Source organism: Streptomyces syringium (assembly GCF_017876625.1).
Lineage (GTDB): Bacteria > Actinomycetota > Actinomycetes > Streptomycetales > Streptomycetaceae > Streptomyces > Streptomyces syringius.
Window position 1 is genome coordinate 6578306 of sequence record NZ_JAGIOH010000001.1, and the last position, 19074, is coordinate 6597379.

Annotated in this window: 19 protein-coding genes and 1 riboswitch; of the genes, 8 read left to right on the top strand and 11 right to left on the bottom strand. The window is 73.5% G+C overall.

What is annotated here, in order from left to right; all coding sequences use genetic code 11:
• Nucleotides 1-88: 88 nt before the first annotated feature.
• From cbiE to JO379_RS28900, 3 genes are all read left to right on the top strand, one after another.
• On the top strand, nt 89-1366 hold the full coding sequence (cbiE, locus tag JO379_RS28890; RefSeq protein WP_307842174.1) for a precorrin-6y C5,15-methyltransferase (decarboxylating) subunit CbiE: 1278 nt from the start codon (nt 89-91) through the stop codon (nt 1364-1366).
• Complete coding sequence (gene cobM / locus JO379_RS28895) at nt 1363-2112, top strand: precorrin-4 C(11)-methyltransferase (protein WP_209517658.1); 750 nt, start codon at nt 1363-1365, stop codon at nt 2110-2112. The genes cbiE and cobM overlap by 4 nt, the downstream gene beginning before the upstream one ends.
• Nucleotides 2113-2230: 118 nt before the next feature.
• Nucleotides 2231-2626: a rodlin gene (locus JO379_RS28900; RefSeq protein ID WP_130881251.1), complete on the top strand. Its 396-nt coding sequence runs from the start codon at nt 2231-2233 to the stop codon at nt 2624-2626.
• A gap of 71 nt (nt 2627-2697) precedes the next feature.
• Here JO379_RS28900 and JO379_RS28905 read toward each other — a convergent pair whose 3' ends face one another.
• On the bottom strand, nt 2698-3234 hold the full coding sequence (locus JO379_RS28905; RefSeq protein ID WP_130881250.1) for a GNAT family N-acetyltransferase: 537 nt from the start codon (nt 3232-3234) through the stop codon (nt 2698-2700).
• A gap of 97 nt (nt 3235-3331) precedes the next feature.
• Nucleotides 3332-4057, bottom strand: coding sequence for a dienelactone hydrolase family protein (locus JO379_RS28910; RefSeq protein ID WP_209517660.1), 726 nt, complete (start codon nt 4055-4057; stop codon nt 3332-3334).
• Nucleotides 4058-4324: 267 nt separating this feature from the next.
• Here JO379_RS28910 and JO379_RS28915 point away from each other — a divergent pair, with 267 nt between their 5' ends.
• Together JO379_RS28915 and JO379_RS28920 are read left to right on the top strand one after the other, a co-directional pair.
• Complete coding sequence (locus JO379_RS28915; RefSeq protein ID WP_209517662.1) at nt 4325-5056, top strand: SDR family oxidoreductase; 732 nt, start codon at nt 4325-4327, stop codon at nt 5054-5056.
• Nucleotides 5057-5169: 113 nt separating this feature from the next.
• Nucleotides 5170-5667 carry a cupin domain-containing protein gene (locus JO379_RS28920; RefSeq protein WP_209517664.1) on the top strand — a complete coding sequence of 166 codons (498 nt, stop codon included), beginning with the start codon at nt 5170-5172 and terminating at the stop codon, nt 5665-5667.
• Between the two features lie 79 nt (nt 5668-5746).
• Here the strand turns inward: JO379_RS28920 and JO379_RS28925 are convergent, their stop codons facing one another.
• From JO379_RS28925 to JO379_RS28935, 3 genes are all read right to left on the bottom strand, one after another.
• Nucleotides 5747-7396 carry a sensor histidine kinase gene (locus JO379_RS28925; protein ID WP_209517667.1) on the bottom strand — a complete coding sequence of 550 codons (1650 nt, stop codon included), beginning with the start codon at nt 7394-7396 and terminating at the stop codon, nt 5747-5749.
• A 108-nt stretch (nt 7397-7504) separates the two neighbouring features.
• Nucleotides 7505-8275, bottom strand: a complete 771-nt coding sequence (locus JO379_RS28930; RefSeq protein ID WP_130881245.1) for an ABC transporter permease — start codon at nt 8273-8275, stop codon at nt 7505-7507.
• Nucleotides 8276-8319: 44 nt separating this feature from the next.
• On the bottom strand, nt 8320-9258 hold the full coding sequence (locus JO379_RS28935; protein WP_209517670.1) for an ATP-binding cassette domain-containing protein: 939 nt from the start codon (nt 9256-9258) through the stop codon (nt 8320-8322).
• 180 nt (nt 9259-9438) lie between these two features.
• On the opposite strand from JO379_RS28935, the gene JO379_RS28940 reads away from it, so the two are divergent.
• On the top strand, nt 9439-10107 hold the full coding sequence (locus tag JO379_RS28940; protein WP_209517672.1) for a response regulator: 669 nt from the start codon (nt 9439-9441) through the stop codon (nt 10105-10107).
• A 166-nt stretch (nt 10108-10273) separates the two neighbouring features.
• Here the strand turns inward: JO379_RS28940 and JO379_RS28945 are convergent, their stop codons facing one another.
• The gene (locus JO379_RS28945; RefSeq protein WP_505016576.1) at nt 10274-11080 is read right to left on the bottom strand and encodes an SCO4651 family lipoprotein; all 807 of its coding nucleotides are present in this window, start codon (nt 11078-11080) and stop codon (nt 10274-10276) included.
• Between the two features lie 393 nt (nt 11081-11473).
• Between JO379_RS28945 and JO379_RS28950 the strand changes: the two genes are divergently transcribed.
• Entirely contained in the window at nt 11474-12223 is a 750-nt protein-coding gene (locus JO379_RS28950; protein ID WP_130881241.1) for an SOS response-associated peptidase, read from the top strand.
• Nucleotides 12224-12282: 59 nt separating this feature from the next.
• Here JO379_RS28950 and JO379_RS28955 read toward each other — a convergent pair whose 3' ends face one another.
• Nucleotides 12283-12987: a hypothetical protein gene (locus JO379_RS28955; RefSeq protein WP_209517676.1), complete on the bottom strand. Its 705-nt coding sequence runs from the start codon at nt 12985-12987 to the stop codon at nt 12283-12285.
• A 54-nt stretch (nt 12988-13041) separates the two neighbouring features.
• Entirely contained in the window at nt 13042-14193 is a 1152-nt protein-coding gene (locus JO379_RS28960) for a cobalt-precorrin-5B (C(1))-methyltransferase (RefSeq protein WP_307842177.1), read from the bottom strand.
• A gap of 113 nt (nt 14194-14306) precedes the next feature.
• On the opposite strand from JO379_RS28960, the gene JO379_RS28965 reads away from it, so the two are divergent.
• On the top strand, nt 14307-15071 hold the full coding sequence (locus JO379_RS28965) for a cobalt-precorrin-6A reductase (protein ID WP_209517680.1): 765 nt from the start codon (nt 14307-14309) through the stop codon (nt 15069-15071).
• Nucleotides 15072-15231: 160 nt separating this feature from the next.
• Here the strand turns inward: JO379_RS28965 and JO379_RS28970 are convergent, their stop codons facing one another.
• Genes JO379_RS28970 through JO379_RS28980 form a run of 3 tightly spaced genes read right to left on the bottom strand, consistent with a single transcriptional unit; the run spans nt 15232 to nt 18813 of the window.
• Nucleotides 15232-16743, bottom strand: coding sequence for a precorrin-2 C(20)-methyltransferase (locus JO379_RS28970; RefSeq protein WP_209517682.1), 1512 nt, complete (start codon nt 16741-16743; stop codon nt 15232-15234).
• Entirely contained in the window at nt 16740-17384 is a 645-nt protein-coding gene (locus JO379_RS28975) for a precorrin-8X methylmutase (RefSeq protein ID WP_130881236.1), read from the bottom strand. Before JO379_RS28975 ends, JO379_RS28970 begins: the two co-directional genes overlap by 4 nt.
• Before the next feature lie 43 nt (nt 17385-17427).
• Nucleotides 17428-18813, bottom strand: coding sequence for a ferredoxin-like domain-containing protein (locus JO379_RS28980; protein ID WP_209518952.1), 1386 nt, complete (start codon nt 18811-18813; stop codon nt 17428-17430).
• A 72-nt stretch (nt 18814-18885) separates the two neighbouring features.
• Nucleotides 18886-19030, top strand: a riboswitch (cobalamin riboswitch).
• The last annotated feature ends 44 nt before the right edge of the window (nt 19031-19074 follow it).

Here is a 19074-nt window from a genome sequence, read left to right on the forward strand (position 1 = left end):
GCGAGCGAGGTCCCGGTCGTGGCGCCGTCGTCGCAGGTCAGTAGAGTTCCGATGCCCCTGTACACCGCGAATCCCGAGGTGCGCCCCCGTGAGCCAAGCCCCCGTGACGGTCGTAGGCATCGGCGCCGACGGCTGGCCGGGCCTCGCCCCCGGCTCCCAGGAGGCCCTGCGCCGGGCCGAGGTGATCGTCGGCGGCCCCCGCCAGCTCGATCTGCTGCCCCCCGACTGCGCCGGTGAGCGCGTCGCCTGGCCCTCCCCGCTGCGCCCGGCCGTCCCCGGGCTGCTGGCCGCGCACGCCGGACGCCGGGTGTGCGTGCTCGCCAGCGGCGATCCCATGTTCTTCGGCGTCGGCCGCACGCTCGTGGACGCCCTCGGCACCGCCGACGGGCTGCGGATCCTGCCGCACCCCTCCTCCGTGTCGTACGCCTGCGCCCGGCTCGGCTGGCCGCTCGACGACATCGAGGTGCGCAGCCTCGTCGGCCGCCCGCTCGGCGCGCTGTCCGCCGCCCTGCACCCCGGCCGCCGGCTGCTGGTGCTCAGCGCCGGCGCGGACACCCCTGCCGAGGTCGCCGCCCTGCTGCGCGACCGCGGCTTCGGGCCCAGCACGCTGACCGTGCTGGAACAGCTCGGCGGCGCCCGCGAGCGCCGCGTCGAGGGCACGGCCGAGGACTGGCACCACGCCCCCGGCGACGCGCTGAACGTCATAGCCGTCGACTGCCGGTGCGCCGAAGACGCCCTCCGGCTGCCGCTCACGCCCGGACTGCCGGACGAGGCCTTCGAGCACGACGGGCAGTTGACGAAGCGTCATGTGCGGGCGGCGACCCTCGCCGCGCTCGCCCCCGCCCCCGGCGAGCTGCTCTGGGACATCGGCGGCGGCTCCGGCTCCATCGGCATCGAGTGGATGCGCGCCCACCGCTCCTGCCGCGCCGTCACCGTCGAACGCGACCCCGTACGGGCCGCCCGCGTCGCCCGTAACGCGGAGACCCTCGGCGTACCCGCGCTGCGCGTCGTCACCGGCGCCGCTCCCGCCGCGCTCGCCGGCCTGCCCAACCCCGACGCCGTGTTCATCGGCGGCGGGCTCACCGCCCCCGGCCTGCTCGACGCGTGCTGGGACGCGCTCCCCGCGGGCGGCCGGCTCGTCGCCAACACCGTCACCCTCGAATCCGAGGCGCTGCTCACCGACCGGTACCACCGCCACGGCGGTGACCTGACCCGCCTCTCCGTCGCGCACGCCGTGCCCGTCGGCGGCTTCACCGGCTGGCGGCAGGCCATGCCGGTCACCCAGTGGTCCGTGGTCAAACCCGCGGAATCCGTAGCACGCGCGGAATCCGTGGTCACACCCGCAGAAGGAGAAACCGACGCATGACCGTGTACTTCATCGGCGCCGGCCCCGGCGCCGCCGACCTCATCACGGTGCGCGGCGCGCGGACGCTGGCCCGGTGCGGGGTCTGCCTCTACGCAGGCAGCCTCGTCCCCCGCGAACTCCTCGCCGAGTGCCCGCCGGACGCCCGTCTCGTCGACACGGCGCAGCTGAACCTCGACCAGATCACGGCCGAGTTCGTCACCGCCCACGAGGCGGGCCACGACGTCGCCCGGCTGCACTCCGGCGACCCGGCCGTCTTCAGCGCCGTCGCCGAACAGATGCGCCGCCTCGACGCGGCCGGGATCCCGTACGAGATCGTCCCCGGCGTCCCCGCCTTCGCCGCCGCGGCGGCGGCCCTCGGCCGTGAACTGACCGTGCCGACCGTCGGCCAGACCGTCATCCTCACCCGCATCGCCCAGCAGGCCACCCCGATGCCCCCGGGCGAGGACCTCGCCACTCTCGGCCGCAGCGGCGCCCTCCTCGTCCTGCACCTCGCGGCCCGCTACGCCGACCGCGTCGTCACCGAACTGCTCCCGCACTACGGCCCCGACTGCCCCGCCGCCGTCGTCGCCATGGCCAGCCGCCCCGACGAACTCGTCCTGCGCGGCACCCTCGCCGACATCGCCGACCAGGTGAAGGCGGCGGGCGTGGTCCGGACGGCGGTCATCATCGTCGGCCGCACCCTGGGGGCGGAACAGTTCCCGGACAGCCACCTGTACTCGACGACCCGGGACCGCTGCGCGGGCTGAGTCGGCGACGGCCCGGCCTGGAGCGAACGAGTGAGGACGCGAAACTTCCACGGTGCCGGCCGGTTACCCCGGTGAACCCCCGGCAAGGGACGACTCCTCACTCGAAAGGTCACCGGACGTGCTGAAGAGAGTAATCGCGACGGCCGCCCTCACGGCTTCGGCGGCCGGTCTCCTCACCGCTCCCGCGGTGGCCGTCGGCAATGACGGCAGGGACACCGCGAACGGCAACGCCGCCAGGACCGGTTACGGCAACACCGTCACCGGTGGCGACCGAAGCCCGCAGATCAGCGCGGTGCAGGGGACGCTGAACAAGCTGTGCGTCGGCGTCGGGAAGCTCGGCGTCCAGTCGATCGCCCTGCTGGTCAACGTCGGACTTCAGGACATCCCCGTCCTCACTTCGCAGCAACAGCAGCAGTGCGCCGACGACTCCACGATCAGCGACGGCGACGACCCGCTGTCCCACCTCGTCGAGGAGATCCCGTTGCTGGCCGGCAACGGTTCCGCCAACCACTGAGCGTCGACCCGCTGAGCGCAGAGCCCTTCGGTGAGGTGTGCTGGACGCAGGAACGGTGCGGGCAGGGCCCGTCACATCGGGAGGGAGAACAGGCGCACTGGCTCTGAAGGCCAGTGCGCCTTGTTGTGCAGGGGCGTCACCATGGTCCGCAGTGGCATGGTCACCAAGCGGGTTCCGGGTTGCTCGACGAGGACGTCCTGGTCGAGCTGATGCCATCCGAGGCGCTGGTACAGCGGCACGAGGGGAGGACGGCAGAACAGGAGCGCGTGCTGGGGGCCCATCGTGCGAGCGTGGTCGAGTGCTGCTGTGACGACGAGCCGAGCCAGCCCCTGGCCTTGCACGTCGGGTGCGACGGCCACTCCGCCGACGCCCACCACCTCTGTCCTGATGTCGCCGATCGCAACAGGCAGCCGTAGGAGGCCGGCGTGTGCCACCAGCCGGTCGCCGTGCCTGATGCCGAAGTGTTCTTCCTTGGGCAGCCAGGTCAGACCGGCCGCGGCCACACCGAAGGGATCGTCGCCGTCACCGAGGATCTCGTTCTGCTCCGTCTTCGTGTACCGCGGGAGCCGAACTACAGCCGGTGACAGGGAGTGTTGGTTGTCAGACATGCCCCCATGATGATCTCTCCTCCGAGGACCGGCCAAGCGATTGCCCAGCCGATCATTGAGAAGAGCCCAGCAGGTGGCCGAGCTCGGACTGACCAGATCACGCCGTCACGGGCAGACTCTCGGCGAGCAGGTCGACGACGTCGCGCCAGGCCCGCTGCGCATGCCGGGGGTGGTGGCCGACGCCGGGGACCACGGGCTGGTCGACCGGCGGGTGGTGGAAGGCGTGCAAGGCGCCGCCGTAGACCACGAGGCGCCAGTCGACGCCCGCGGCCTGCATCTCGGCGGCGAACGCGTCCCGTTGCGCGGGCGGCATGATCGGGTCTTCCGACCCGACCCCGGCCCACACCGGGCAGCGGATGCGCGCCGTCTCGCCCGGTCGGCCCGTGGTCAGTGCGTTGACTGTCCCGACCGCGCGCAGATCGACGCCGTCGCGCGCGAGTTCCAGCCCGATGGCGCCCCCGGTGCCGTAGCCGATGGCGGCGATCCGGTCGGGGTCGGTCCGCGGTTCGGCGCGCAACACGTCGAGCGCCGCGTGACCGATGCCCCGCATCCGGTCGGGGTCGGCGAGCAGCGGCATGCAACGGGCCAGCATCTCCTCGCGGTCGCGCAAATAGCGTCCGCCGTGGAGGTCGAAGGCCAGCGCCACGTATCCCAGCTCGGCGAGCGCATCGGCCCGGCGGCGCTCGACGTCGCTGAGGCCCGGTCCCTCCGGCCCGAGCAGCACCGCGGGCCGGCGGTCGGCACCGGCCGGGAGCGCCAGGTGCCCGATCATCGCTAAGCCGTCGGCCGGGTACTCGACCGTCCGCGTGGTAATCGTCGTCATGGGGCTGGACTGTAGCGATCACCGAGCCCGGTCGGGCAGGTGTTCTGCCGCTGGCGGAACAGTTCGGGTGTGCCAGGGGCTGCCGTAGCGCCAGGCACGCGCCGGGCCTTGGTGTGACGACGGCGCGCCGCCCGACTTCGGCCGGAAGTGCCTCCGCTGCGAGGACCGGCAGGCCGACCGCAGGCTGAACGCCAGGTCGGATTCCCGCCAGCGCAGGCGATCGCCGTCCCGTTTCATTGAACCAGCAACCAATGACGAGGAGAGTTCATGAACGGCAAGGCGGTTCTGGTGACGGGTGGCAGCCGGGGCATCGGCGCGGCGATCGCACTGGCCATGGCCGAGGCGGGAGCCGATGTGGCCATCACCTACACGGCCGACGAGGCAGCGGCCAAGGAAGTGGTCCGAAGGGTCGAGGCGATCGGCCGCCGAGGCGTCGCCGTCCGGGCCGACGCGGGCGACGCCGGTGACGCGGCGGGCGCCGTGGACTGGGCGGCACAGACACTCGGCCGGCTCGACGTGCTGGTCAACAACGCGGGCGTGGGTGTCCTGGGTCCGCTCGCCGGGTTGACGCTGGCCGACGTCGACCGGGTGCTCGCGGTCAACGTACGGGGTGCCTTCCTCGCCTCGCAGGCCGCAGCGAGCCACATGGGCCAGGGAGGCCGGATCATCACCATCGGCACCTGCATGACCCAGCGGGTACCCGGCCCCGGCGGAACGCTCTACGCGATGAGCAAGTCGGCTCTGACCGGGCTCACCAAGGCCCTCGCCCGGGAGCTCGGCGAACGGGGCATCACCGCCAACATCGTCCACCCGGGGCCGGTTGACACCGACATGAACCCGGCCGACGGACCCCACGCGGCCCCCCAGGCCGCGATGACGGCCCTCGGCAGGTTCGGCCGTCCGGAGGAGGTCGCGGCCACGGTCGCCTTCCTCGCCGGAGACGGGGCCGCCTACATCACCGGATCCGAGTTCTCCGTCGACGGCGGGCACGCCGCCTGATCGGGCCGGGCAGTGCCCTGCGCCTCCCGTCGGCTCGCTTCCGGCGACGAGAGGCGCAGGGCTTCGACCGTAGAAGGCCGCTTCCGCCAGGAGGCCGCCACCAAGGAGTTCTGATGGAGACTGGGACTGGGAACGAGACCGGGCTGATCGTGCGGTCCGAGGAAGCCGAGTACGTAGCGCTGCCGCACGGCGGAGGCTTCCGGCTGCTGGCCGACGCCGGCGACACCGGTGGGGCGCTGGGTGCCAACCGCCTGGCTCTCGGTGAGGGCGCCGACGGCGCGCGGCCGCACTACCACGCGCTGTCGACGGAGCTCTTCTACGTCCTCGACGGGAGGGTGGATTTCCTTGTCGGCGATGAGAGGACGTCGGTGGGGAAGGGCGGCATGGTCGTCGTGCCGCCAAAGGTGGCGCATGCCTTCGGTGCCGCTGCCGGCTGCACCGCCGAGCTGCTGGCGGTCCTGACGCCGGGTGTCGACCGCTTCGGATACTTCCGGGCGCTGGGCCGTATCCAGCACGGCCTGGAGTCCTTCGACAGCCTGCTGCCCGAACAGGTCCGCTACGATGTGCACTTCCTCGATGGGACAGCCTGGCGTTCCGCCCGGCCCGGGTAGCGGCTCGACTGTGCCGGGCCCCCGGCTCGGCTCGCCGTGGGCGTCGGCTGGGTCGTCCACGGTGCAGCGGAACCGGAGGTCAGCGTGGGTTCGCCTCCAGGGTGTCCTTGGACACCAGAACGTCGTCGGACCAGCAGAGGCGGTAGAGGTCGACCTCGTCCAGCAGGTCGCGGCCGGAGCGGTAGAAGCCGCAGTCGGTGCCCGGCGGCCGGGCCGCGGCACGGACGTGGTCGGGCGGATACGGAAAGGTGCGGGCCGGGAGCAGAGGGCCGAGTTCGGCGCGGGACCGCCCCGGCTCCAACGCGTCGAACCGAGACGGCGGCAGCACGCCCGTCGTCAGCTGCCAGGCCAGACAGACGGCGGCCGGAACGAAGAACGCCGCTGCGGTGACCGGCGCCGCGAAGGCGGCAACGGCGCGGCGCCGCGCGGCGCGCCGCACCGCGGCCAGCCGTTCGGTGGATTCGGGGGAGGCGCCGCGGTCGATGTGCCCGCCTGTCCCGGGGGCGGTTGCCCGCGTCGCGGGGCGTGCCGGGGCCTGGTGGGGGAGGACGGCGGTGACACGGAAGCCGCCCTGGTGCGGACCGGTCCGCAAGGTGCCGCCGAGGACCGTGATGCGTTCCCGAAGCCCTGTCAGCCCCCGGCCGCCGGCGTCGGGAGCCTGGTTCCCGGCCCTGGTCCGCCCGTTCCTCGGCGCGGCGGCGTTCACGACGCTGACGCGGGTGCGGTCGCCCTCATGGTCGATCCCCACGCTGACCGCGCTGCCGGGGGCGTGCTTCACGGCGTTGGTGAGGGCTTCCTGCACCACCCGGTACATGCCGCGTTCGACCAGTGGCGGGAGCACGGGTATCGCTCCACGCTGTTCCCAGCGCACGGGCACTCCGGAGGCGGCCGCCCGGCCGATGAGGTCCGCGACGGTGTCCTTGGCGGACGGGCTGCTCGCGTCGGCCCCCGCCCCGATCCCCACCCCGGCCGCCGGTTCCCGTGGTTCGTGCAGGACGGCCACGGTCTCCCGTAGTTGCTCGACGGCGTCCGCGATCGTCCCGCGCAGTTCCGCGAGGTCGGCACGGTCGCGGTCGGTGAGGTCGGGTGAGAGTTCCAGGGCGCCGGCGCGCAGGGCGACCAGGCTGAGGACGTGGCCGAGCGAGTCGTGCATGTCGGCCGCGATGTCCGCGCGTTCGGTCAGCCGGGCCCGCTCCGCCACGAGGTGCTGGCGCTCCTCCAGGCTCTGCGCCAGCCTCCATCCCTCCCGCACGAGTTCACGCCGGCCCCGCCAGTGGCGCCCTGCCAGCCACGGCAGCAGGAGGGCGGCGGGCAGCAGGGCCAGGGTGTAGAACCACCACACGGCCGGCACCCTCAGCACGGCGCAGGCCGCGACATCGACCCCGAGGCACGCCGCGAGCACCACCAGCGGGCCCGGGACCCGGGCGATGCGGACACCGAGCAGAAAGCTCAGCGCGGCCAACGACAGGACGTGGGCGTTGGCGGGGGTCGCGGAGTCGGCCAGGCCCAGTGCGCACAGCCCGTTGACCATGAGCACCGCGGCCCCCGGCCGGCCGTGCGACAGCGGTACCGCCACGGCCAGCACAACCAGGGGGAGCAACAGGTCCAGCACCGGCGAGGCGGCCCCGCCCGCGTCCCGGAACCCGAAGCCGGTGGCGGCGGCGAGCACGGCCCACAGTGCACCGTCGGCGAGAACGTACCTGGTCGGGGGGGTGCGCGGGCGCCGCATGGTGGGTGGATGTCCTTCCGGTCGCTGTGGTGACGTGCTCGCGTCGATTCTCTGGGACGTGCGCCCGGGCGCACGCCGACCAGGGCCGGAGCCGCAGCCGACGTAGTGTCAGGCGTCCCTGCGGCGCAGCACGTACAGGCCTGCCCCGTGTGCTGCCGCGGTCCACGCGGCCACGATGAGGACGGCCGTCGCCGAGGAGAACGGGGCGCTGCCGCCGACGCGCATGACGTGGTCGCCCGCTCCGTACGGCAGGACGTCGTTCACGGCCGCGAGCGTGTCGCTGCCGAGGCCCAGGAGCACGCTCGGCAGCGCCCACAGCAGCGTGACGAGGATCGACAGTGCGCCGGCCGGGTGCCGCGTGGCGAAAGCCACGCCGACGGTGAGGACGGCGACAAGCGCCTGGTAGACCCCGACGGAGAGTACCTGCCGGAGCGTTGTGCTCGCCTCGAACGAGGCCCGGCCGTCGAACGCCCCCCAGGCAACGGCCGTGCCCAGCACGGCGTACACGGCACCGCCGAGGAACGCGACCAGGCCCGTCACCAGGGCCTTCGCCGCCTGGACCCGGTGTCGCCGGGGCACCCACAGCAGGGAGGCCCGCACGGTCCCCGTCGAGTACTCGGAGGTCACCACGACGGTGGCCAGGACCACGAAGGCGAACTGGGTGACGACGGCGGAGGCGGCCGCCGCGTTCCCGACGGGCTGGACCGGGTGTTCGTTGATGCGGGCGATCGACGCGTAGTAGTACGTGAACACACCGGAGACCACGAGGCCCACCAGAAGACAGAGGCCGGAGGCCCGCACCGACCAGAGCTTCGTCCACTCGGAGGCGACCGCCCCGGCGAAGCCGCCAGGCGCGCGCTGTCCGGGAGCGTTGTGCACGGTCGGGGGCTGAAGCGTCCGCCCGCCAGGTGTTGTCGCGCTGTTCACTGCCGTCCCCCTCGTTCAGCGGAGCCCGTCGCGTACTCGACGCTCCGCGCGGTCAGGTCCATGTACGCCTGCTCCAGCGACACCCGTACGTCGCTCAGCGCGTGCAGCCGTACGCCGCAGCGATGGGCGAGATCGCCGATCCCGGCCGCGGTCATGCCGCCCACGGCGAGTTCTCCCGACGCGGACGTCTCGACGCTCACCCCGTCGGTCGTCGTCAGACAACGGACCAGCGCGGACCGCTCCTGTGCGTCGGGCACCGTGGCCCGTGCCGAGGCGGGCGACGCGGCGGCCAGGAACTCCGTCATGGACGTGTCGCTCAGCAGCCGCCCCCGCCCGATGACGACGAGGTGATCGGCGGTCAACTGCATCTCGCTCATCAGATGGCTGGAGAGGAACACGGTGCGCCCTTCCGCCGCCTGGTCGCGTACGAGCCGGCGGATCCACCGCACACCGTCGGGGTCGAGGCCGTTGACCGGTTCGTCCAGGACCAGCACGGGTGGATCACCGAGCAGGGCTCCCGCCACGCCCAGCCGTCCGCTCATGCCCAGCGAGTACGTGCCTGCCGGTCTGCGGGCCGCCTTGGCCAGGCCCACGGTCTCCAGCACCTCGTCCACCCGCCGTACGGGAATGCCGTTGGACCGGGCCTGGGCGAGCAGGTGCGCGCGGCCGGAACGCGCCGGATGAACGGCCCGGGCGTCCAGCACCGCTCCCACCGCCCGCAGGGGACGGCGCAGGTCCGCATACGGGCGGCCGCCGATCAGGGCCCGCCCGCGCGTGGGGTGGTCGAGACCCAGGATCATGCGCATCGTGGTCGACTTCCCGGCGCCGTTGGGGCCGAGGAAGCCGGTCACCCGGCCGGCCCGGATGTCGCAGGTCATGTCGTCCACGGCGAGGGTGCCGCCGTAGCGTTTGGTCAGTCCTCGGAGGCTGATCACGAAAGTTCCTTCGCTGTCGGTCACAAGGAGTACGGCAGCGACGCTAGGAGCGCGCACAGCCGGCGCCCATGGGCCGAACGGAAGAGGCGTCCTGCCTTTCGTCGGGGGAACACCGCGACCAGGGACGGATCCGCGGCGCTCACCGCCGACCCGGCCATGCGCCGGCCGTAGGCTCCTCGCATGGAAGACACGACACCGAGCGGTCGGCCGGTCCGGGTCCTGGTGGCCGACGACGAGGCGATGGTCCGGGCAGGCATACGTGCCATCCTGGCCCGCGATCCGCACGTCGAGGTGGTCGCCGAGGCGGGCGACGGGCACGAGGCCCTCGCGCTCACCCGCCGGCACCGGCCGGACGTCGTCCTGCTGGACATCCAGATGCCCGGACTCGACGGGCTGACGGCGGTGGCACGACTCCGTCGGGAACCGACCACTGCCGGTGTGATCATGCTGACGACCTTCGGCCTGGACGAGTACATCACCCGGGCACTCGAGGAAGGCGCGGACGGCTTCCTGCTGAAGGCGGACGACCCGCGAGAACTCCTCAACGGGGTGAGGGCCGTCGGCGCCGGCGGGGCCTACCTGTCCCCACGGGTCGCCGCCCGGGTCATCGCCGGCATCCGCGCCCACCGATCGGCACACCCCCACCGCTCCCTGGACCGACTGACGCAACGGGAACGCGACGTCCTGGCCGGACTCGCCGCGGGACTGTCCAACGCGGAGATAGCGACCCGGCTGCACCTCGTCGAGGGCACGGTGAAGGCACACGTCAGCGCTGTCCTGACGAAACTGGGCGCCCGCAACCGAGTGGAGGCGGCCATCGCCGCCCACGAGGCCGGCCTGGCCGGGTAGCCGGCTGCGGGAGGCGCCGCCTCCGGCCGCCTGGCAGGCGCGTGGCGCGGCTATCGGCCGCGCGCCGGAGTGTGCGTGCCTTGGCCCGGCCGGGACGGGTGTGCTCCAGGAGTTTCCTACGGTGGAGCGCTCACGCATTCCGCGCGAGGGACGGGTACCTGCGTGGTCAGCCTGTGAGCGGTCCGCCCACGGTGTTCGGCGGTACGGCAGCAGCGTCTTCCGGGACGGCCGGTGTCTCCACGGGCTTGCCGAGGTCCGTGAGATTCCTCGTGGCTGTGACGCCAACTGTGCCCATGGGGCAGTCGAGACGGGTACGGACGACGCGCCCGTCCCGGCCGATCCACACATCGGCAACGGCGGGGAGGTCGCTGCCCACCTTCTCCCGCACCTCGGTGAACTCGGCACGCCTGTCCTCGGCCATCCGGAGCGTGAGCGTCTTGTGGTCCAGCTTGCCGCGGTAGTGCACGGTGGGCGCACCGTTCACGTTCTCCTCGCCGACCTTCGACACGCTGTGCATCCGCCCCACTTGCCGCAGGACGTGCTCGGGGTCGTTCACCGGTGAGCGCAGCAGGTAGTGGGACTCGGCCTTGTCACGCGGGAGCGAGCGCCAGGAGGTGTCACCGTTCTTCTCCTCCGGCATCCTGAAGTACACGGTGCCGCCGGTGAAGACCTCGTCGAGGAAGACCGTCTTCTCGTCGCCCTGGCTTGAGAGGGCCACCGTCAGGCGCCCCTTGCCTCCCGGCATGTCGATGCTTCCCTTGACGGCCACCGCCATGTTCATGCCGCCGCCGCGTATCTCGATCTTCTGGTCGATACGGGCGCTGCTCTTCGCAGTTGTTGCTGCTGCGGCCCGCACCACCGACCCGGAATCGGCTGGCGCACTGGGTGAGGCAGCGGACCCGGCAGACGTCTTCACGGGCTGGTGCGGCACCGTCGAGCTGACCGCTGATCTACCTGCCGGGCTCGAGCCCACGGCTTGGCGGGCAAGGGCGCGGCCCTGCTTCGTTGTCAGTAGCGGGCCCTACCGTGGTGGCACGGCGCTTGGCAGGTCGAAGACGCTAAGGGGGAGGCGGCATGCCCGAGTGGGCTCTCGCGATACTCATTCCGGTCGGTCTACTGGCTGTGGGACTGGGGACGTTCTTGGTCTGGGCCCGCTTGGGGACGAAGGAGCCGTTGAAGCACGACAACCGGATGCCGGAGACCCACTTCCGACAGGGTGGTGGGGTCGGCGGCGGCTGACCGGCGCCCGGAAGCGGCCGCGAGCACGGTCCGAGAGCCACCGCTCAGGCGATCCGCATCGCGTCGGCGGCGAGCCCTGCCCGCCGATCGCCCCCAGGGGGAGGGGCCGGGTGGCAGGGTGGGTGGCATGTGTGGTCGATACGTCTCCACCCGCAGCCCCCAGGATCTGGCCGGTCTGTTCCAGGTCGAGGGCTGGAATCCGGAGCAGCTCGTGGAGCCGAGCTGGAACGTCGCTCCGACCGACGACGTGTGGGCGGTGCTGGAACGCGCCGACCGCACGAGCGGTGCGCTGGAGCGACAGCTGCGGGCGTTGCGCTGGGGTTTGGTGCCGTCCTGGGCGAAGAGCCCGGACACCGGGGCGAAGATGATCAATGCGCGGGTGGAGACGGTGCACGAGAAGCCGGCCTACCGTCGTGCGTTCGCCAAGCGCCGCTGCCTGCTCCCCGCGGACGGCTTCTACGAATGGCAGACCGTCCCGGCGACCGGGACGGCGAAGGCCAGGAAGCAGCCGTACTTCATCAGCCCCACGGACGGGCAGGTGATGGCGATGGCGGGGCTGTACGAGTTCTGGCGCGACCCCGCGGTGGCCGATGACGAGGACCCGGCGGCTTGGTGGACCACCTGCACCGTCATCACCACCGAAGCCACCGACACCGCCGGCCGCATCCACCCCCGCATGCCCCTGGCCATCTCCCCGGCGGACTACGAAGCCTGGCTCGACCCCGCACACCAGGACCCCGACGACCTGCGCGCCCTCCTCGACACCCCCGCCCACGGCGACCTCGACGTCCGCGCGGTGACCACCGCGGTGAACAACGTCCGCAACAACGGCCCCCAGCTCCTGGACGACGCCCCCGAAGCGGACACCGGCGCCTGACCGGCCGGCGCCCGGTCCAGCGGCTCGGCGCACAAGGCCGACACCCTGCGCGGGCCGACTCAGCGGGCGGTGGCCTTCTCGAACGCCTTCTTGAGGTGCTTGTCGACGAGCGCGGGGGAGCCGCTCAAGAAGAGGGTGATGTTGCCCTTGCGGACGGCGACCCGCTTGACCTCCGACGGGCCTCCGAGGCCGACGAACGTCGAGGTGAAGGCGTACCGCTCGTCACCGAGCTCGGGTACGACGGCTTCGGCCAGGGTGATCCGGACCGCGGTGGTGCCCGACGTCACGGTGTAGGAGGGGCAGGCCCGGTAGGTGTCCCGGATCTCCCGCAGCACGGCGGACAGCTGCGCGGGGGAGTCGCTGTCGAGCTCTTCCTTCAGCGTCGAGCGGGGGTCGCTGCCGTACATGAACCAGACGTCCGCCTGGTTCACCGGCTGCAGTCGGGGAATCCTGGCGACGAGCCGCTCCATCGCCGGGCAGCCGCTCACCGCGTCGTCGTCCTTCGCGTCGTCCTTCGACGGCTCCGCGGTGTAGTCGCTGCCCAGGTCGTCGGTGGTCAGCAGCAGGCGCCTCAGCTCGGCGACGCTGGCCGGCTTCGTCGGGGCCGGGGCGGCGGGCTGGTCCGCGGAGGCGGCCGTCCGCTCGCCGGGCCCGGCCGGGGGCGTCGCGTCGGGGGAGCGGCCGCCGCAACCGGACGTGGCCACCAGCGCGCCGACGAGTATTGGAAGGCCCCACGTGCTCGTGGCGCGACGACGGTGGTGCATGTATGAATCCCCCTTGACGATCTTCGCGGTGACCTTACCGCGAGCGGTCCGGGATCAGCGCCCGGCCGGACCGCGCGGCTCCGCCCGGCCGACGATCGTGCCCGCGCGGTCGATGCAGATGACGTCGACCGAGACGGGCGCCCCGCGCAGCACCGCCAGGGCCTCGTCGCGGGCGGCCCGGGCGACGAGGTCGCCGAGGGGGACACCGCGGGCCGCGCACAGGGTCAGGGCCTCCAGACCGGTGTTGGCGGCGGCGACCGCGGCGGTCAGCTCCGCGTCCGCGCCGCCCAGGCGGGCCAGCTCGCCGAGGAAGCCCTTGTCCACCTGCGAGCGGGCCGAGTGCAGATCGAGATGGCCCGCGGCGAGCTTGGACAGTTTCGCGAAGCCGCCCGCGACGGTGAGGCGGTCGACCGGGTGACGGCGGACGTACTTCAGGACCGCCCCCGCGAAGTCGCCCATGTCCAGCAGGGCGTCCTCGGGCAGCCCGTGCACGGCGACCGCGACCTTCTCCGACGTCGAGCCCGTACAGCCCGCCACATGCGTGCGCCCCGCCGCGCGGGCCACGTCCACACCGCGCCGGATGCTGTCGATCCAGGCCGAGCAGGAGTAGGGGACGACGATGCCCGTGGTGCCGAGGATGGAGATGCCGCCCAGGATCCCCAGGCGCGGGTTCCAGGTGGAGCGGGCGATCTCCTCGCCGTGATCGACCGACACCTCGATCTCTACGTCCCCGGCGCCCCCGTGCCGGGCGGCGACCTCGGCCACGTGATCGCGCATCATCTGTCGGGGGACGGGGTTGACCGCCGGTTCGCCGACGGCCAGCGGCAGCCCCGGCCGGGTGACCGTGCCCACCCCGGGGCCCGCCCGGAAGACGACCCCGGAGCCGGGCGGCAGCGCCCGGACCGTGACCCGGATCAACGCCCCGTGCGTGACGTCCGGGTCGTCGCCCGCGTCCTTGACGATCGCCGCCATGGCCGTCCGGCCGCCGTCGCGCAGCTCCTCGGCGGCAAGCGCGAAGGCGGGGGTCTGCCCCTTCGGCAGGGTGATCGTCACGGGGTCGGGGAAGTCGCCGGTGAGCAGCGCGGTGTACGCGGCGGTGGTCGCCGCCGTCGCGCAGGCGCCGGTGGTCCAGCCGTGCCGGAGCCCGGTGTGCGCGAGCTGCGCACCGCGCCCGCTCGGGGTGGGTTCGGCCTTGACGTCAGTCACGGGGGGCTCCGCCGGTCCGGCTAACCTGACCATCCGGTGCCGCGGCGGCACCGGCCGGGCCGTGCGCCCGGCACACCGGCCCGCGCCCGCGGGCCCGACCCGGGAGGCCGGCGGTGCACAGGCCACGCCACGTCCTGATCCTCGGCGGCACCACCGAGGCGCGACGGCTCGCGGCCGAGCTGGCGGCCGATCCCGCGCTGCGCGTCACCAGCTCGCTGGCGGGGCGCGTCGCCGCACCGCGACTGCCCGCCGGGCAGGTGCGGATCGGTGGGTTCGGGGGGCCCGAGGGCCTGGCCCGGTGGCTGCGCGAGCAGCAGGTGGACGCGCTCATCGACGCCACCCATCCTTTCGCCGGCACGATCAGTTGCAACGCGGCACGGGCTGCCGCGGACGTCCATGTTCCCCTGCTGGCCCTCCGCCGTCCCGGCTGGGTCGCGGAGCCGGGCGACGACTGGCACCCGGTCGGCTCGCTGGCCGAGGCGGCGGACGCGATCCCTGCGCTCGGGAAGCGGGCGTTCCTGACCACCGGGAGGATGGGCCTCGCGGCCTTTGCCCACCTGGAGGATATGTGGTTCCTCGTCCGCTCCGTGGACGCCCCGCAACCGCCGGTGCCGGCCCGCACGGAGGTGCTGCTGGCCCGGGGCCCCTTCACGGTGGAGGGCGAGGCGGAGCTGTTGCGCCGCCACGGCATCGACGTCCTGGTCACGAAGGACAGCGGGGCGGCGGCGACGGCCGCGAAGCTCGTCGCCGCCCGGCAGGCGGGCATCCCCGTGGTGATCGTCCGCCGGCCCCCGGCGCCGGAGGGGGTGCCCGTCGCGCCGGACCCGGCGGAGGCGGTGGAATGGGTGCGGGCGACCATGCAGGGCGGGCGGGCTTGACCCTCCGCTGTCCCCGGGGCGGAGGCGCTGCGGGCCCGGCCTCCGGCTGGACCCGCCCCAGGCCGACGGCCCCCGTCCCGCCCGCCGGCCGAAGGCGGGAAACGATCGCCCGCATGGTGCGGACCGCCCGGACCGCACCAGGCCCGCCGCAGGTGAACGGCTACCCCTCCGGATACCGCCGGGGCGTCCAGACGATCTCCTCGCCGCCGTCGGGACCACGCCGTACCGTGCGGGTCTGGGTGGAGCCCACGATGAGGATCGTGCGCATGTCGACCTGTTCCGGGTCCAGTTCGCCGAGCCGGACGATCCGTACGCTCTCCTCCGGACCGCCCACGTCCCGGCCCAGGACGACCGGGGTGTCCGCCGGGCGGTGTTCCAGGAGGAGGTCGCGGGCCTTGCCGACCTGCCAGACGCGGCTGCGGGAGCCGGGGTTGTACAGGGCGAGGACCAGGTCCGCCGCCGCGGCCGACCGCAGTCGCTCGGCGATGACCTCCCACGGCTTGAGCCGGTCGGACAGCGACACGACCGCGTAGTCGTGGCCGAGCGGCGCGCCCGCCCGTGAGGCGGCGGCGTGGGCCGCCGTCATGCCGGGCAGCACCCGCACGGGCACCTCGCGGTACGGGTCCTCGGAGGCGACCTCCAGGACGGCCGTCGCCATCGCGAAGACGCCCGGGTCGCCGGAGGAGACGACGGCGACCCGCCGCCCCTGCCGGGCGAGGTCGAGCGCGAACTCGGCACGCTCGGACTCCACCTTGTTGTCGGACGGGTGCCGTCGCTGGCCCGGCCGGACGGGCACCCGGTCCACGTACGTGCTGTAGCCGACGATGTCCTCGGCTGCCGCCAGCTCGCCGCGCGCCTCCGGCGTCAGCCACAGCGGGCCGGCCGGGCCGAGCCCGACGACCACGACCTCGCCCCGGCCCGAGGCGGCCGGAGCCGCGTCGACGCGGCTCGGCAGCACCGCCACCGAGAAGTACGGCACCGACGCCGGGCCCACGTCGGCCAGCAGGCCCGTACGCTCCCCGGGCATCGTGGCGCGCTCGACGTACCGCGCGTCCGCGAGCCGGCCCGCGCTCTCCAGCGCGCCCCGCACGGCGGGGAACGTCCGGCCGAGCTTCATCACCACGGCCGAGTCGGTCGAGGCCAGGCGGGCCGTCAGCTCCTCCTCGGGCAGCGTGCCCGGCAGGATCGTCAGGACCTCCTCGCCCTCCACCAGCGGCTCACCCAGCCGGGCCGCCGCCGCGCTGACGGACGTGACCCCGGGGATCACCTCCGTCGGGTAGCGGTGGGCGAGCCGCTTGTGCATGTGCATGTACGAGCTGTAGAAGAGCGGGTCGCCCTCCGCGAGCACCGCGACCGTGCGCCCGGCGTCCAGGTGGACGGCCAGCCGCGCCGCGGCCTCCTCGTAGAACTCCTCCATCGCGCCCCGGTAGCCACCGGGGTGGTCGGTGGTCTCCGTGGTGACGGGGTAGACCAGCTGCTCCTCGATGTGGTCGGGGCGCAGATGGCGTTCGGCGATGGTGCGCGCGATGCTGCGGCCGTGCCGGGCGCTGTGGTACGCGACGACGTCGGCCGCGGTGATGACCTCGACGGCCCGCACGGTCATCAGCGACGGATCGCCGGGGCCGAGGCCCACTCCGTACAGTCGGCCCGTCGTCGAAGGCTGCTCGTTCACTCTTCCTCGCTCGCTATCGCGTTGATCGCCGCCGCTGCCATGGCGCTGCCGCCGCGACGGCCCCGCACCACCAGATAGTCGAGCCCCAGCGGGCTGTCGGCCAGGGCGTCCTTGGACTCGGCGGCACCGATGAAGCCCACCGGTATGCCGATGACCGCGGCCGGACGCGGCGCCGCCGCCCCGCCTGCCCCTCCTTCTGCGAGCATCTCCAGCAGACGGAACAGCGCCGTCGGCGCGTTGCCGACCGCGACGACCGCGCCGTCGAGCTTCTCGCGCCACAGCTCCAGGGCCGCCGCGCTGCGGGTCGTGCCCATCCGCCGTGCCAGCTCCGGCACCGACGGGTCGGCGAGGGTGCACAGCACCTCGTTGTCCGCGGGCAGCCGCTTGCGGGTCACCCCGCTGGCGACCATGTTCGCGTCGCACAGGATCGGCGCCCCGGCGCGCAGCGCCTCGCGGGCCCGCGCCACCACCTGGGGGGAGTACGCGAGGTCCCGTACGAGATCGACCATCCCGCAGGCGTGGATCATGCGCACCGCGACCTGGCTGACGTCCGGCGGCAGTCCGCCGAGGTCGGCCTCGGCCCTGATGGTGGCAAAGGACTGGCGGTAGATGGACGCGCCGTCCTTCTCGTACTCGAACACTGTGCCTCGCTTGCTGGGTTGCGCCTGGTGGTGTCGTGCAGGGTCAGTCCGCGGAGGTACGAGCCGCCGCGACCGCGTCGGCCAGTCCCCCCGCTCTGGCTGTTTCCGTCTTCGTTTCCGTCTCCCCGTCCCGTACCGCGATCCGGTAGCCGTCCCCGGTCGCGAGCACGTCGACCCATGTCCCGCCCGGGTGGCCGCACCGCCGCTCGCAGCCGGACCAGTACACCGGGAGCCCCGCCGGGGGCAGTCCCGCGAGGCAGGCCGCCGCGTCCGCCCGTACGTCCGCGAGGGACTTGGCGCAGCCCGGCCGGCCCGCGCACGCGCCCGCCCGGTGCCAGGGGGACGTGGTGGAGGTGACGAGTCCGGCGTCCGCGAGCGCCGTCAGCCGGGAGCGGGCCGTACCGGCCGGGAGGCCGGGGACGACGATGCCGCGCCAGGGTGTCACACGCAGCTCGCCCGTCCCGTCCCGGTCGGCCGTGGTGGCCACGAGCCGCCACTGGGCGGCGGTCAGCCGCCCGAGCGGCGCGGTCACCGACAGGGCGCACCGCCCGTCCCCGCCGGTGACCAGGCCGGGCCCGACCGGGGGCCCGTGCGGGAGACGGGGCCGGGGCAGCGGGACGCAGTCGATGCCCGCGGCCGTCAGCCGGTCACCCAACGCTTCGACGCGCGGGCGGTGTTCGGGGGCCAGGTCCCGCACCCGCCAGGCCTTGGCGCCGCCGCGGGCCGCCGCCGCGAGGAACTCGCGCGCGGCCAGCACGGCCGCGCGCGGCGCGTCACAGGCGGCGATGCGCAGACCGGGCCCGGTGGCGGCGAAGCACACGGTGGCCTGCCCCGCACCGCTTGCGATCAATGTCACATCGGGGCCGAGGGCCACGATGTCGCCGCGGCCGTCGTCCAGGCCGAAGAGGAAACGACCCGACAAACCTGACAAATCCAGGCCGTCGGAGGGGTCGGGCGCATCGGACGCGGGGGTGCACAGGAGTGCGTCCAGGGCGCGCGCCCAGGCCTGCACATCGGTTGCCCCGGCGGGGGACGGCTCCACGGCCCCGTCCAGACCGCACAACGGCGAGGCCGCCACATTGCGCACCCGGTCGTACCGGTCCGACGGCAGCAGCCCCGCCGCCCGCAACCGGCCGGCCAGTTCACCGCCGCAGCCGTCGGACAGCCCGCGCAGCTGGACGTTGCCGCGCGAGGTGATGTCGAGGTTCCCGTCGCCCAGCTCCTCGGCGACCAGCGCCAATGCCATCGCCTGACGGGCCGTCAACAGCCCGGCGGGCAACCGGACGCGCGCCAGCGCACCGTCGTCCGCGGTGTGCAGCCGCAGCGCTCCGGGGCAGGCGTCGCCGCCCGCTCGGACGGTCCGTCCGCCGGCGGCCGGTTTATCCCGCTCCGAGGGGGATGGGGGGGTGACGGGCATGGCGGCGAGCATACCGACGATCACACCGGGTGCACCGTCCTGTGCCAAACGGCCAGCGCTTACTATGCTCACCGGTGGCCAGAATCTCTTTGTTCGTCCTCTGGTCCGCCAAACGCCAGCGACGGCGTCAGGGGAGGAAGCCGGTGAGACTCCGGCACGGTCCCGCCACTGTGAGCCCGGCAGCGATGCCGGGCGAGTCAGGAACTCCCGCCGTCCTCCAACCGCCCGGGGCGCGGACCCCGAGGAAGGCCAGCCGCCGCATGCGCACCATCC

Coding starts and splice junctions, on each gene's coding strand:
- cobM (WP_209517658.1), top strand. CDS start 1,363: ATGACCGTGTACTTCATCGGCGCCGGCCCCGGCGCCGCCGACCTCATC.
- JO379_RS28905 (WP_130881250.1), bottom strand. CDS start 3,234: ATGTCTGACAACCAACACTCCCTGTCACCGGCTGTAGTTCGGCTCCCG.
- JO379_RS28910 (WP_209517660.1), bottom strand. CDS start 4,057: ATGACGACGATTACCACGCGGACGGTCGAGTACCCGGCCGACGGCTTA.
- JO379_RS28915 (WP_209517662.1), top strand. CDS start 4,325: ATGAACGGCAAGGCGGTTCTGGTGACGGGTGGCAGCCGGGGCATCGGC.
- JO379_RS28920 (WP_209517664.1), top strand. CDS start 5,170: ATGGAGACTGGGACTGGGAACGAGACCGGGCTGATCGTGCGGTCCGAG.
- JO379_RS28925 (WP_209517667.1), bottom strand. CDS start 7,396: ATGCGGCGCCCGCGCACCCCCCCGACCAGGTACGTTCTCGCCGACGGT.
- JO379_RS28940 (WP_209517672.1), top strand. CDS start 9,439: ATGGAAGACACGACACCGAGCGGTCGGCCGGTCCGGGTCCTGGTGGCC.
- JO379_RS28950 (WP_130881241.1), top strand. CDS start 11,474: ATGTGTGGTCGATACGTCTCCACCCGCAGCCCCCAGGATCTGGCCGGT.
- JO379_RS28955 (WP_209517676.1), bottom strand. CDS start 12,987: ATGCACCACCGTCGTCGCGCCACGAGCACGTGGGGCCTTCCAATACTC.
- JO379_RS28980 (WP_209518952.1), bottom strand. CDS start 18,813: ATGCTCGCCGCCATGCCCGTCACCCCCCCATCCCCCTCGGAGCGGGAT.